This window comes from Salmonella sp. NW645 (assembly GCF_051703725.1).
In the GTDB taxonomy this organism is placed as follows: domain Bacteria; phylum Pseudomonadota; class Gammaproteobacteria; order Enterobacterales; family Enterobacteriaceae; genus Salmonella; species Salmonella enterica.
The window spans coordinates 140,303-153,909 of record NZ_JAMMKR010000008.1 but is presented as its reverse complement, the minus strand read 5'-3'; the positions used below and the strand labels follow the sequence as shown (position 1 = coordinate 153,909).

At 54.3% G+C, this 13,607-nt stretch carries 16 protein-coding genes; 11 read left to right on the top strand and 5 right to left on the bottom strand.

Annotated elements, in window-relative coordinates:
* Positions 1 to 3: 3 nt before the first annotated feature.
* The 3 genes from asrA to suhB form a co-directional block, all read right to left on the bottom strand.
* Positions 4 to 1,047: an anaerobic sulfite reductase subunit AsrA gene (gene asrA / locus NA389_RS17675; RefSeq protein ID WP_000985215.1), complete on the bottom strand. Its 1,044-nt coding sequence runs from the start codon at positions 1,045 to 1,047 to the stop codon at positions 4 to 6.
* A 181-nt stretch (positions 1,048 to 1,228) separates the two neighbouring features.
* A complete protein-coding gene (locus NA389_RS17670) occupies positions 1,229 to 2,107 on the bottom strand; it encodes an alpha/beta hydrolase (protein WP_000174947.1) in 879 nt (292 codons plus the stop codon).
* 144 nt (positions 2,108 to 2,251) lie between these two features.
* Positions 2,252 to 3,055, bottom strand: a complete 804-nt coding sequence (suhB, locus tag NA389_RS17665; RefSeq protein WP_000553473.1) for an inositol-1-monophosphatase — start codon at positions 3,053 to 3,055, stop codon at positions 2,252 to 2,254.
* 118 nt (positions 3,056 to 3,173) lie between these two features.
* Here suhB and trmJ point away from each other — a divergent pair, with 118 nt between their 5' ends.
* The 11 genes from trmJ to sseB all read left to right on the top strand — a co-directional run bounded on the left by trmJ (position 3,174) and on the right by sseB (position 12,066).
* Entirely contained in the window at positions 3,174 to 3,905 is a 732-nt protein-coding gene (gene trmJ / locus NA389_RS17660) for a tRNA (cytosine(32)/uridine(32)-2'-O)-methyltransferase TrmJ (protein ID WP_000940034.1), read from the top strand.
* Between the two features lie 159 nt (positions 3,906 to 4,064).
* Positions 4,065 to 4,559 (top strand): Fe-S cluster assembly transcriptional regulator IscR, encoded by a 495-nt coding sequence (gene iscR, locus NA389_RS17655; protein WP_001241346.1) that lies wholly within the window; start codon positions 4,065 to 4,067, stop codon positions 4,557 to 4,559.
* Positions 4,560 to 4,739: 180 nt separating this feature from the next.
* Positions 4,740 to 5,954: a cysteine desulfurase gene (gene iscS / locus NA389_RS17650; protein ID WP_000775268.1), complete on the top strand. Its 1,215-nt coding sequence runs from the start codon at positions 4,740 to 4,742 to the stop codon at positions 5,952 to 5,954.
* A gap of 27 nt (positions 5,955 to 5,981) precedes the next feature.
* Positions 5,982 to 6,368: a Fe-S cluster assembly scaffold IscU gene (gene iscU / locus NA389_RS17645; protein WP_000331704.1), complete on the top strand. Its 387-nt coding sequence runs from the start codon at positions 5,982 to 5,984 to the stop codon at positions 6,366 to 6,368.
* Positions 6,369 to 6,396: 28 nt separating this feature from the next.
* Positions 6,397 to 6,720, top strand: coding sequence for an iron-sulfur cluster assembly protein IscA (iscA, locus tag NA389_RS17640; RefSeq protein WP_000028952.1), 324 nt, complete (start codon positions 6,397 to 6,399; stop codon positions 6,718 to 6,720).
* Between the two features lie 195 nt (positions 6,721 to 6,915).
* Positions 6,916 to 7,431 (top strand): co-chaperone HscB, encoded by a 516-nt coding sequence (gene hscB, locus NA389_RS17635; protein ID WP_000384398.1) that lies wholly within the window; start codon positions 6,916 to 6,918, stop codon positions 7,429 to 7,431.
* A gap of 12 nt (positions 7,432 to 7,443) precedes the next feature.
* Positions 7,444 to 9,294 (top strand): Fe-S protein assembly chaperone HscA, encoded by a 1,851-nt coding sequence (hscA, locus tag NA389_RS17630; protein WP_001196652.1) that lies wholly within the window; start codon positions 7,444 to 7,446, stop codon positions 9,292 to 9,294.
* A gap of 1 nt (position 9,295) precedes the next feature.
* A complete protein-coding gene (gene fdx / locus NA389_RS17625; protein ID WP_001124466.1) occupies positions 9,296 to 9,631 on the top strand; it encodes an ISC system 2Fe-2S type ferredoxin in 336 nt (111 codons plus the stop codon).
* Positions 9,632 to 9,642: 11 nt separating this feature from the next.
* Positions 9,643 to 9,843: a Fe-S cluster assembly protein IscX gene (gene iscX, locus NA389_RS17620; RefSeq protein ID WP_000523621.1), complete on the top strand. Its 201-nt coding sequence runs from the start codon at positions 9,643 to 9,645 to the stop codon at positions 9,841 to 9,843.
* 53 nt (positions 9,844 to 9,896) lie between these two features.
* Positions 9,897 to 11,180 carry an aminopeptidase PepB gene (gene pepB, locus NA389_RS17615; protein WP_000133547.1) on the top strand — a complete coding sequence of 428 codons (1,284 nt, stop codon included), beginning with the start codon at positions 9,897 to 9,899 and terminating at the stop codon, positions 11,178 to 11,180.
* 109 nt (positions 11,181 to 11,289) lie between these two features.
* On the top strand, positions 11,290 to 12,066 hold the full coding sequence (sseB, locus tag NA389_RS17610; protein ID WP_001522413.1) for an enhanced serine sensitivity protein SseB: 777 nt from the start codon (positions 11,290 to 11,292) through the stop codon (positions 12,064 to 12,066).
* A 36-nt stretch (positions 12,067 to 12,102) separates the two neighbouring features.
* Here sseB and timP read toward each other — a convergent pair whose 3' ends face one another.
* The gene (gene timP / locus NA389_RS17605) at positions 12,103 to 12,219 is read right to left on the bottom strand and encodes a small toxic inner membrane protein TimP (RefSeq protein WP_242617172.1); all 117 of its coding nucleotides are present in this window, start codon (positions 12,217 to 12,219) and stop codon (positions 12,103 to 12,105) included.
* A 415-nt stretch (positions 12,220 to 12,634) separates the two neighbouring features.
* Positions 12,635 to 13,477, bottom strand: coding sequence for a 3-mercaptopyruvate sulfurtransferase (sseA, locus tag NA389_RS17600; protein WP_000205242.1), 843 nt, complete (start codon positions 13,475 to 13,477; stop codon positions 12,635 to 12,637).
* Positions 13,478 to 13,607 lie beyond the last annotated feature (130 nt).

Genomic DNA, 13,607 nt, shown 5'->3' with positions numbered 1-13,607 from the left:
GCGTTATGCCTCCTCTGCCAGCGCCTGCCGAACGGCAGCGGTCATTTTATTGATAATCAAAGAAAATTTGATGCATTGCGGGCAGCGATCGTCGCAGCGGCCGCAGCCGACGCACATATGTTCAATGCCGTTGCGCGCTTTGTAGTCATTGACCTTATGCAGGGCGCGGTAGCGCAGACGCTCGCCGGGGTTTTCGCGAAAACCATGACCGCCGGCCATGTCGCTAAAGCCCGGCACCATGCAGCTTGCCCACTGGCGGCGGCGTTCGCCGCGCTGCGGATTTTCATCATAGGCGACGTCAAAGACGCTATAGCAGGTACAGGTTGGGCACCCGGTAGTGCAGCGGCCACAACTGATGCAGCGGCTGTCGTAGGCGTCCCATAGCGGATGGCGGGTGAGAATGTCGCGAATTTTTTGCGGATCGCGGCAAACGCTGTCCGGCGTGACGACGGTTTCCCGGTTTTCGCTGACGAAAGAGGGGGTATAGTCAGCCTCCTGCCCCAGCCCTTGTATCGCCGCCTCGATAAAGGGATCGCGGATGCTGACAAGCGCGCCTTCATCGCTAAAACGCATAGCGGCGCTATAACAGTCAGTTTTATTAGTACCCATTGAGACGCAGAAACAATTTTCGAAGCTTTCTTCACACTCAATAAGGACGAAACGAATATGCTCCCGTAGCAGTTGATAACTGTAATCGGAATTATTCCCATTTGATAAATACATATAATCCAGCCGCGACATGGCGTTAATGTCGCAGGCGCGGGCAAAGACGATTATCGGGGAGGTGTCTGTCTCGGCAATTTGAATGGTGTCTTTATCGAAATAAAAGAGCGTTTCGGTGATAGGGGCGATAATGGTATTCGGCGACATGTGCGATTTCTCGTGCCAGATGAGATCGCGCCAGCCGCTAATTCGTTGATAAATAATGTTGTCAGTGTCGGAAAAACGTCCGCCGCGAAACTCTGCGGACGGGGCAAACACGCGCCATTTTTTGTTTAATCGCTGGATAAGCAGACTAAACTCGTCAGGCGTAATTTTGATAGCCATCATATACTCCACAGTAATATTCAGGAAAAACAAATGAAAATAAATTGTTATAAAAATCAGTTGAATATTACTGTTACGCTAGCGCTAATCCACCGCCTTCGCTAACGGGAAAAAATGGTTTTTACTATCGGTATAATAAATATATTCTTAATCATAAAATATGCATATATACAGCGTCGCGCTATTTAGCGGATAGCGCGGTCTGAATAAAATTAATCATTGCATCGCGGTAAAGGTTTTCATAACGCCCGGAAAAAGCATCAATGTGATCGCCGCCAGGAATGAAGATTTTTTGTTTGGGCTCTTGGGCGAGGGCATACAATTTCTCACTGTCCTGCCAGGGAATAACATGGTCTGCCGTGCCATGAAGAATCAATACCGGAATGGGGCTGACGCTGGCGATATTGCGATCCGCGCTATAGCGGTCATCAAGCAAATAGCCACTGCCCGGGATCATCTGGTTGGCGATGGAGGAATAGGATAAAAACGTTGAGTCGAGGATAATTGCACGTATGCCCGCCTGGTCGGCGTAGCGCATATTAGCGCAGCCTACACAGTGTCCTACGGCGGCCAGTACATTATTGCCGCCCAGGCTCTGCCCCAGCAGTACCAGGCGCTCGGGGTTAATGTCGTCGCGATGCCGCACATAATCTATCGCGCTTTTCGTATCGTCCAGTAGCCCCTCTTGTGATGGGGTACCCTCAGATTCGCCAAAACCACGGTAATCAAACATAAACAGGTTTACGTTGCGTTCTGGCAGCCAACTGACTAACGGCCAGTGCGCCGACATATTTCCGGCGTTGCCATGGACATGAATCACCGTCGCGACGGCGTTTTCCGGCCTGCCGAAAGCAGTGGGAATAAACCAGCCGTGCAGATGCGTGCCATCTTTGGCGGTAAAGGTAATGGATTCAGCTTCGGCAGGGGTTGGCCCATAGACTTTATTGTCCGGGTAATAAAAGGCATTGATCGCTACGCGGGGTAGCAGGTAAATACAGACCACAATGATAAACAGAATAAAAAGGGATTTGACGATGCGTCGGGTATGTTGAAGGGTCATGTTCGCTTCCTTGCCGCTTTATGCCAATAGCGGAGCAGGGAGCGATCGTACAAAAACATGCAGGCAAGTAAAGCGATGAGGCTGTGTTTAGGAAAAACGCCTGAAAAGGCACGGCGGATGAGTGGCCCCATCCGCCGAAGAGACTTAGCGCTTCAGCGCATCGCTCAGTTCGTCGCGCATATTCGCCAGCATGGCTTTAACGACGCGCGGATTCCCCGCCACGATATTACCGGTCATCATGTAGTTATGACCGCCGGTGAAATCGCTGACGATACCGCCCGCTTCACGAACCAGCAGTTCGCCCGCAGCGAAATCCCACGGACGAAGGCCAATTTCAAAGAAACCATCGACACGACCTGCAGCCACATAGGCCAGATCCAGCGCGGCGGAACCGGTGCGGCGGAAATCGGCACATTCGGTGAACAGCTTGCCGATAATATTAATGTAGGTGGTCGCGTATTGTTTGGCTTTGAACGGGAAGCCGGTAGCGAGGATAGTGCCGTCCAGATCGCGAGCGGTACTGCCGCGCAGACGGTAGCCGTTCAGTTGCGCGCCCTGACCGCGGGTGGCGGTGAACAGTTCGTTACGCATCGGATCGTAAACGACAGCCACTTCAGTACGGCCTTTAATGCGTACAGCAATGGAAACAGAGAAGTGTGGCAGACGTTTGATGAAGTTGGTGGTGCCATCCAGCGGATCGATAACCCATTGAACATCCTGATCTGTGCCAACGTGCTCACCGCTTTCTTCGGTGATAATAGTGTGTTGCGGGTAAGATTTGCGAATGGTGTCGATAATTACCGCTTCAGCGGCCTTATCCACATTGGTCACAAAATCGTTACTGCCTTTTTGGCTCGCTTCTACAGCGTCCGGAGTTTCATAGTTTTTGGCAATTACATTACCCGCCTTGCGCGCTGCGCGCACGGCGATGGTCAGCATCGGATGCATCGGTCTCTCTCACTGGATGTTAAAGAACGGGAAAACGGCGCAGAGTATAGCAGCGAGATCGGAATCTGTCTTGGTTTTATGGTAAGATGTCAGAATAATCTTTAGCTGAAGAAAGACAATGCTGCAAAACATTCGAATTGTGCTGGTGGAAACCTCCCACACCGGCAATATGGGCTCTGTGGCTCGCGCTATGAAAACCATGGGCTTAACTAACCTGTGGCTGGTAAACCCGCTGGTGAAACCGGACTCCCAGGCCATCGCCCTGGCGGCAGGCGCCAGCGATGTGATCGGTAATGCGCAGATCGTCGATACGCTGGATGAAGCGTTAGCTGGCTGTAGCCTGGTGGTCGGCACCAGCGCCCGTTCCCGCACTCTGCCGTGGCCGATGCTTGATCCGCGCGAGTGCGGCTTAAAAAGCGTGGCGGAAGCGGCAAATACGCCGGTTGCGCTGGTTTTTGGTCGTGAGCGTGTCGGGCTGACTAACGATGAGTTGCAAAAATGCCATTATCACGTCGCGATTGCCGCTAACCCGGAGTACAGCTCGTTGAATCTGGCGATGGCGGTACAGGTCATCGCATATGAAGTCCGTATGGCCTGGCTGGCGACGCAGGAAAACGGCGACGCGGCAGATTATGAAGAGACGCCGTATCCGCTGGTGGACGATCTTGAACGTTTCTACGGCCATCTGGAGCAGACGTTGCTCTCCACTGGCTTTATTCGCGAAAACCATCCGGGGCAGGTGATGAATAAATTGCGCCGTCTGTTTACCCGCGCCCGCCCGGAAAGCCAGGAGTTGAATATTCTGCGTGGGATTCTGGCGTCTATTGAGCAGCAGAATAAAGGCAAGTAACCGCGTCAATACCGCACGGAACGCTAAATACCTGACTAATTTACTCAAGTAAATAGTTGACCAAATTACTCGGGAATGTCAGACTTGTCCCTGCTATGCAATACCCCCATTTTACAATAAAAAACCCCGGGCAGGGGCGAGTTTGAGGTTAAGTAAGACATGAGACTGACATCTAAAGGGCGTTATGCCGTGACCGCAATGTTAGACGTTGCGCTCAACTCCGAAGCGGGCCCGGTACCGTTGGCTGATATTTCTGAACGTCAGGGGATTTCCCTTTCTTATCTGGAACAGCTATTTTCCCGTTTACGTAAAAACGGTCTGGTTTCCAGCGTACGCGGGCCAGGCGGCGGCTATCTGCTGGGTAAAGATGCTGGCAGTATCGCGGTCGGCGAAGTGATCAGCGCGGTTGATGAATCCGTTGACGCGACCCGTTGCCAGGGCAAAGGCGGCTGCCAGGGCGGCGATAAATGCCTGACCCATGCGCTGTGGCGTGATTTAAGCGATCGCCTGACCGGTTTTCTCAACAATATTACTTTAGGCGAGCTGGTGAATAACCAGGAAGTTCTGGATGTGTCTGGTCGCCAGCACACGCATGACGCGCCGCGCGCCAGCGGTCGTGCGCAGGACGCTATCGACGTTAAATTACGCGCTTAATTAAAATATTACGCCATCTCTTCTGGCGGCCTCATGCGGTGAATGCCGCGGTCGTCTGAAGGATGAAGCGTAAAAAAGAATTCAGAATCAGGCCGGGACGCGGACGTCCCGTCAACACGGTCGTACATCCAGCCGGTTGCCTGATTCCTTGCATTGAGTGATGTACGGAGTTTAAGAGCAATGAAATTACCGATTTATCTCGACTACTCCGCAACCACGCCGGTGGACCCGCGTGTTGCCGAGAAAATGATGCAGTTTCTGACCCTGGACGGAACCTTTGGGAACCCGGCGTCTCGTTCACACCGTTTTGGCTGGCAGGCTGAAGAGGCGGTAGATATCGCCCGTAACCAGATTGCTGAACTGGTCGGCGCCGACCCGCGTGAAATCGTCTTTACCTCAGGGGCGACGGAGTCCGATAACCTGGCGATTAAAGGCGCTGCCAACTTTTATCAGAAAAAAGGCAAGCACATCATCACCAGCAAGACCGAGCACAAAGCGGTGCTGGACACCTGCCGTCAGCTTGAGCGCGAAGGGTTTGAAGTGACCTACCTGGCGCCGCAGCGCAACGGCATCATCGATCTCAACGAGCTCGAAGCAGCGATGCGTGACGACACCGTTCTGGTTTCCATCATGCACGTGAACAACGAAATCGGCGTGGTGCAGGATATCGCGACCATCGGCGAAATGTGCCGCGCGCGCGGTATCATCTACCACGTTGACGCCACCCAGAGCGTGGGCAAACTGCCTATCGACCTGAGCCAACTGAAAGTGGATCTGATGTCCTTCTCCGGTCATAAAATTTATGGTCCGAAAGGCATTGGCGCGCTGTATGTGCGTCGTAAGCCGCGTATTCGCATTGAAGCGCAGATGCATGGCGGCGGGCACGAACGCGGTATGCGCTCTGGTACGCTGCCTGTTCACCAGATCGTCGGCATGGGCGAAGCTTACCGTATCGCGAAAGAAGAGATGGAGACCGAAATGGCCCGTCTGCGTGGTCTGCGTAACCGTCTGTGGAACGGCATCAAAGATATTGAAGAAGTTTACCTGAACGGCGACCTTGAGCAGGGCGCGCCAAACATTCTCAACGTGAGCTTTAACTACGTTGAAGGCGAGTCGCTGATCATGGCGCTGAAAGACCTGGCGGTCTCTTCCGGTTCCGCCTGTACATCCGCCAGTCTGGAACCGTCCTACGTGCTGCGCGCGTTGGGCATGAATGACGAGCTGGCGCATAGCTCTATCCGTTTCTCTTTAGGTCGTTTTACCACTGAAGAAGAGATCGACTACACCATTGATCTGGTTCGTAAATCCATTGGCCGCCTGCGTGACCTTTCTCCACTGTGGGAAATGTACAAGCAGGGTGTGGATCTGAACAGCATCGAATGGGCACATCATTAATCGGTATCGGAATCAGGAGAATTTATAATGGCTTACAGCGAAAAAGTAATCGATCACTATGAGAACCCGCGTAACGTAGGGTCGTTTGACAACAACGACGATAACGTGGGAAGCGGCATGGTTGGCGCGCCGGCCTGCGGCGACGTCATGAAGTTGCAGATTAAAGTTAACGATGAAGGTATCATTGAAGACGCGCGCTTCAAGACTTATGGCTGCGGTTCCGCTATCGCCTCCAGTTCTCTGGTAACGGAGTGGGTGAAAGGGAAATCCCTGGACGAAGCGCAGGCGATTAAAAACACCGACATTGCAGACGAACTGGAACTGCCGCCGGTGAAAATTCACTGCTCTATTCTGGCGGAAGACGCGATTAAAGCCGCTATTGCGGATTACAAAAGCAAACGCGAAGCGAAATAAAATAGAACGTTAACATTGAGGTTTTGTTATGTCGATTACACTTAGCGACAGTGCAGCAGCGCGAGTTAATACCTTCCTGGCCAACCGTGGTAAAGGGTTTGGTCTGCGTCTGGGCGTGAGAACCTCCGGCTGCTCAGGTATGGCTTATGTACTGGAATTTGTTGACGAGCCAACGGCGGAAGACACCGTGTTTGAAGACAAAGGCGTTAAGGTAGTGGTTGACGGCAAGAGCCTGCAATTTCTGGACGGTACACAGCTGGACTTCGTAAAAGAAGGTCTGAACGAAGGGTTTAAATTCTCCAACCCGAATGTGAAAGATGAGTGTGGTTGCGGCGAAAGCTTCCACGTGTAACCGTGTTCCGCTGTTATACCGAGCATTCGTGCTGCAGAAAAGCGGCAAGCGAGTGAATCCCCAGGCGCTTATTTGAGTCAGTGTCTGGGGGAACCCGCGCAGACAACGCATCTGCGGCGCGAAGTAAGAAGGTATAACCCCACCGTGGTCGCCTGCGTGTGGGGTTTGTTCTGACAGGCTATCCCTGAGAATGTTATGGATTACTTCACCCTCTTTGGCTTACCAGCCCGTTATCAGATTGACACCCAGGCGCTGAGCCTTCGTTTTCAGGATCTGCAACGCCAGTATCACCCTGACAAATTTGCCAACGGCACTCAGGCGCAGCAGCTTGCCGCCGTCCAGCAATCCGCCACGATCAACCAGGCCTGGCAAACGCTGCGTCACCCTTTGACGCGCGCGGAGTATCTGCTTTCCTTACACGGGTTCGATCTGGCCAGCGAGCAGCATACGGTACGCGACACCGCGTTTCTGATGGAACAACTCACGCTTCGCGAAGAGCTGGACGATATCGAACAATCAAAAGACGACGTGCGGCTGGAAAGCTTCATCAAACGCGTACAAAAGATGTTTGATGCTCGTCTTCAGCAAATGGTGGAACAGTTGGACAACGCCGCGTGGGACGCGGCGGCGGATACGGTGCGCAAACTGCGGTTTCTCGATAAACTGCGAAGCAGCGCAGAACAACTCGAAGAAAAGCTGCTCGATTTTTAACTGGAATCTAACATGGCCTTATTACAAATTAGTGAGCCTGGTCTGAGCGCCGCGCCGCATCAGCGTCGTCTGGCGGCGGGTATCGACTTAGGCACTACCAACTCTCTGGTTGCGACGGTTCGCAGCGGCCAGGCGGAAACTCTGCCTGACCACGAAGGGCGCCACCTGTTGCCTTCAGTGGTTCACTATCAGCAGCAGGGCCATACGGTCGGTTACGCTGCGCGTGACAATGCCGCGCAGGATACGGCCAACACTATCAGCTCTGTGAAACGCATGATGGGACGCTCGCTGGCGGATATCCAGGCGCGCTATCCGCATCTGCCTTACCGGTTTAAGGCAAGCGTTAATGGGCTGCCGATGATTGACACGGCGGCTGGATTGCTCAATCCGGTACGCGTATCGGCTGATATTCTCAAAGCGCTGGCCGCGCGGGCTAGCGAATCGCTCTCCGGCGAGCTGGATGGTGTGGTGATTACCGTTCCCGCCTATTTCGATGATGCCCAACGTCAGGGAACGAAAGACGCCGCGCGGCTGGCAGGCCTGCATGTGTTGCGCCTGCTCAACGAACCGACGGCGGCGGCGATTGCCTACGGTCTGGACTCAGGCAAAGAAGGCGTTATTGCTGTTTACGATCTCGGCGGCGGTACCTTCGATATCTCTATTTTACGCCTGAGCCGCGGGGTGTTTGAAGTGCTGGCGACGGGCGGTGATTCTGCGCTCGGCGGCGACGACTTTGACCATCTGCTGGCGGACTATATTCGTGAGCAGGCGGGAATTGCCGATCGTAGCGACAATCGCGTTCAGCGCGAACTGCTGGATGCCGCGATTGCGGCGAAAATCGCCTTAAGCGATGCCGATACCGTTCGCGTTAACGTTGCGGGCTGGCAGGGGGAAATCACTCGCGAGCAGTTTAACGATCTCATTTCCGCGCTGGTTAAGCGCACGCTATTGGCCTGCCGTCGCGCATTGAAAGATGCCGGCGTTGATCCCCAGGACGTTCTGGAAGTGGTCATGGTTGGTGGTTCGACCCGTGTACCGCTGGTGCGTGAGCGAGTAGGCGAATTTTTTGGCCGCACGCCGTTAACCGCTATCGACCCGGATAAAGTGGTCGCTATCGGCGCAGCGATTCAGGCCGATATTCTGGTCGGCAACAAGCCGGACAGCGAAATGCTGCTGTTGGACGTGATTCCACTCTCTCTTGGGCTGGAAACGATGGGCGGCCTGGTGGAAAAAGTCATTCCGCGCAACACCACTATCCCGGTGGCGCGCGCGCAGGATTTCACCACCTTCAAAGACGGTCAGACCGCGATGTCTATCCATGTGATGCAGGGCGAACGCGAACTGGTGCAGGACTGCCGCTCGCTGGCGCGTTTTGCGCTGCGCGGGATTCCGCCGTTGCCGGCGGGCGGGGCGCATATTCGCGTGACCTTCCAGGTAGACGCCGATGGCCTGTTGAGCGTCACCGCAATGGAAAAATCCACCGGCGTCGAGGCCTCCATTCAGGTCAAACCTTCCTATGGCCTGACCGATAGCGAAATCGCCTCGATGATCAAGGATTCCATGAGTTTTGCCGAGCAGGACGTGAAAGCGCGTATGCTGGCGGAGCAAAAAGTCGAAGCCGCGCGCGTGCTGGAAAGTTTGACCGGCGCGCTAACTGCCGACGCCGCGCTGTTAAGCGCCGCAGAACGTCAATGCATTGATGATGCCGCCGCACATTTAAGCGCGGTCGCACAAGGCGATGATGTTGACGCCATAGAACAAGCCATTAAAAACGTAGATAAACAAACCCAGGAATTTGCTGCTCGCCGCATGGACCAGTCGGTTCGTCGCGCGTTGAAAGGCCATTCCGTAGACGAGGTTTAACATGCCGAAGATTGTTATTCTGCCTCATCAGGATCTTTGTCCGGATGGCGCAGTTCTGGAAGCTGAGACCGGTGAAACCATTCTTGACGTTGCGCTGCGCAACGGCATCGAGATTGAACACGCCTGTGAGAAATCGTGCGCCTGCACCACCTGTCACTGTATTGTACGTGAAGGCTTCGACTCCTTGCCGGAAAGTTCGGAAGAAGAAGACGATATGCTGGATAAAGCGTGGGGGCTGGAGCCGGAAAGTCGACTGAGCTGCCAGGCCCGCGTTACCGACGACGATCTGGTTATCGAAATTCCACGTTACACAATCAACCATGCGCGTGAGCATTAACAGAGGGTAGTATGGGACTCAAGTGGACCGATAGCCGCGAGATCGGCGAAGCGTTATACGACGCATATCCTGATGTCGATCCTAAAACCGTTCGTTTCACCGATCTGCATCAGTGGATCTGCGAACTGGACGATTTTGACGACGACCCTAACGCATCCAATGAAAAAATTCTGGAGGCGATTCTGCTAGTCTGGTTGGATGAAGCAGAGTAAGTCAAATAACGGGCTGCCCTACGGCGGCCCGTTTGCTAATAAGGAAAATAACAATGACAGAAGCCATGAAAATTACGCTTTCCACGCAGCCTGCCGATGCGCGCTGGGGCGATAAAGCCACTTACAGTATTAATAACGACGGTATTACCTTGCATCTTAACGGTAAAGACGATCTGGGGTTGATCCAGCGTGCGGCGCGTAAAATCGACGGCCTGGGAATAAAACAGGTCGCGCTGACAGGCGAAGGATGGGATACCGAGCGTTGTTGGGCATTCTGGGCGGGTTACAAAGGACCAAAAGGCGTCCGTACCGTAATGTGGCCGGATTTAGACGATGCCCAACGTCAGGAGCTGGATAACCGCCTGACTATTATTGACTGGGTGCGCGACACCATTAATGCTCCGGCGGAAGAGCTTGGGCCGGGGCAACTGGCGCAGCGCTCGGTGGATCTGCTGTGTAGCGTCGCGTGCGATAGCGTCACTTACCGTATCACCAAAGGCGAAGATCTGCGCGAGCAGAACTATATGGGGTTGCATACCGTAGGCCGTGGTTCTGAGCGTCCGCCGGTGCTGCTGGCGTTGGATTACAACCCGACGGGAGACAAAGATGCGCCGGTTTATGCCTGCCTGGTCGGTAAAGGTATTACCTTTGACTCCGGCGGCTACAGTATCAAACAAAGCGCTTTTATGGACTCAATGAAATCCGATATGGGCGGCGCGGCGACAGTAACAGGCGCGCTGGCGTTCGCCATTACCCGTGGGCTGAATAAACGCGTAAAACTGTTCCTGTGCTGCGCCGATAATCTGATCAGCGGCAATGCGTTTAAACTGGGCGACATTATTCGCTACCGTAATGGTAAGAATGTCGAAGTCATGAATACCGATGCGGAAGGGCGACTGGTGCTGGCGGATGGCCTGATTGACGCCAGCGCACAACACCCGCAGCTAATCATTGATATGGCGACGTTAACCGGCGCGGCGAAAACGGCGCTGGGTAACGACTACCATGCGCTATTCAGTTTTGACGATACGCTGGCGGGGCGCTTGCTGACCAGCGCGGCGCAAGAGAATGAACCGTTCTGGCGTCTGCCGCTGGCAGAGTTCCACCGTAACCAACTGCCGTCTAACTTTGCGGAACTGAACAACACCGGCAGCGCGGCGTATCCCGCTGGGGCAAGCACCGCCGCGGGTTTTCTGTCGCACTTTGTTGAAAATTACCGCGAAGGCTGGCTGCACATTGACTGTTCCGCCACTTATCGCAAAGCGCCGGTTGAGCAGTGGGCTGCCGGGGCAACCGGTCTGGGTGTGCGCACCATCGCGAATTTGCTGACCGCCTGAACGGTGTTTTTGTAGGCCGGGTAAGCGAAGCGCCACCCGGCATTTTGCCTGATGGCGACGCCGTGCGTCTTATCAGGCCTACAACCCATATACATAATTTGTGATTCCTATGTCCGAAACTAAAAATGAATTAGAAATCTTGCTGGAGAAAGCGGCGACTGAGCCCGCGCATCGTCCGGCATTTTTCCGTACCTTACTGGAGTCCACCGTCTGGGTGCCGGGCAGCGCTGCCGAAGGCGAGGCGATTGTGGAAGACAGCGCTCTGGATTTGCAGCACTGGGAAAAAGAAGACGGCACGACCGTCATTCCCTTCTTTACTTCTCTGGAGGCGCTGCAGCAGGCCGTGGAAGACGAACAGGCATTTGTGGTGATGCCGGCGCGCACGCTGTTTGAAATGACGCTTGGCGAAACGTTATTCCTCAACGCTAAATTGCCGACCGGCAAAGAGTTTATGCCGCGTGAAATCAGCCTGCTTCTCGCTGAGGAAGGCAGTCCGTTAAGTACGCAGGAAGTGCTGGAAGGCGGCGAGTCGCTTATTTTATCCGAAGTGGCCGAGCCGCCGTCGCAGATGATTGATTCCCTCACTACGCTGTTTAAAACCATCAAACCGGTGAAACGCGCATTTCTCTGCGCGATTAAAGAACATGCGGACGCCCAACCTAATCTGCTGATTGGCATTGAGGCTGACGGCGATATTGAAGAGATCATTCACGCAGCGGGCAATGTGGCGACCGACACGTTACCGGGTGACGAACCGATCGATATTTGTCAGGTGAGGAAGGGCGAGCAGGGTATCAGCCACTTTATCACCGAGCATATCGCACCGTTCTACGAGCGCCGCTGGGGCGGGTTCCTGCGCGATTTTAAACAGAATCGCATCATCTGAAGAAAAGAAAGCCGCCCAACAGGGCGGCCTCCTGGCTTACCTGCTCTGGACGTTGAGCGTTACGGGAACAGAATTACCTGGGTAGCTTCTGTCTGCGTGAAGACACAACGTGCCAGAAACAAGAAGCACGACACAAAAGCATCGTACCTTCATGTTGCGGTCCTTGCGAAGACCGCATCACGGCAGTACCGCTGGCGATAATGCCGTGATAGCAGGCACTACGGTGTGCCTGCGCTTACGGCCATGGGTTATCCTCTCCTGAAGCCAGCGCCCGTTTGCGAGACGGCGGAAAGGGCCGGGAAAGATAATACCTCAAATGTTGAATAGTTTCCCGGTAAATTATATTGACATTTGCTCCCTTAAAAGGGAGTATTAATCCCCTACGGTGTGCCTGCGTTGCTATGGCAACAAAGCCTGCTGGAAAGGCCGCGAACCGGACCAGCACAAAAAAACCGCTCAATTGAGCGGTTTTTTTGTGGCCTGCTTAAACAGAATTTATGTAGATTCGTTTTACATCAGCCTGAACGGTAGGCCGGATAAGCGTGAGCGCCATCCAGCATGGCAGATATTAAGTGGGTTCAACCGGTAAATCGGTACGCGCGCCCCATTCGCTCCACGCGCCGTCGTAAAGCGTGACGTCAGGCACATCCAGCGTGGCGAGCGCCAGCACCACGACCGCGGCCGTTACGCCGGAGCCGCAACTGGCGATAATCGGTCTGTCGAAACTCACGCCGTGGCTGAAAAAAACCTCATTCAGTTCGTCAGTGGTCTTTAATTCGCCCTCATACACCAGTTCCGTCCACGGGACATTTAGCGCGCCAGGAATGTGTCCGCGCCTCAGTCCCGGACGCGGTTCATCAGCCTGAGCGTTAAAACGCGCCGCCGGACGCGCGTCAACGATTTGCGCGGTTTTTTCATGGCTTGCCAGCAATACGTCGGTGAGACGCACCACGGCTTGCGGCGCGAATTTCGCCTCAAACTCGCCTCCTTCATGCGCTTCTTCGCCTTCGCGCAATAGCCATTCGTCACGCTGCCAGCCCGCCAGTCCGCCCGCCAGAATGGACACTTTCTCGGCACCGAACGTGCGTAGCATCCACCATGCCCGCGGAGCGGAGAACAGATTGCCTTCATCGTATATGACCAGGTGTTTATCCTGGCGAACACCCAGTTCACGCATGGCCACCGCAAACGCTTCCGGGCGCGGCATCATATGCGGCAGCGGCGATGCGCGATCGGAAAGCGCTTCAATATCAAAAAACAGCGCGCCGGGAATATGTCCGGCGCGATATTCGCCCGCCATATCACGATGTTCCTGTCCTGGCGGCGCCATACGGGCGTCAAGAATCTGTATTTCCGGATCATCAATATGTTCGGCAAGCCAGTCGGCGGCGACAAAAAAGGCGGTGGTCATGGGCATCTCCATTGTTACCTGATTATGGACAAATTGTCGGACGTTTCCCGAAAAGGGACAAGTAGAAGAGGCTGTTTTGGCTGGCGAAACCACATTTCTGCGTAAAATTTTCGCATCATCACAATAATAC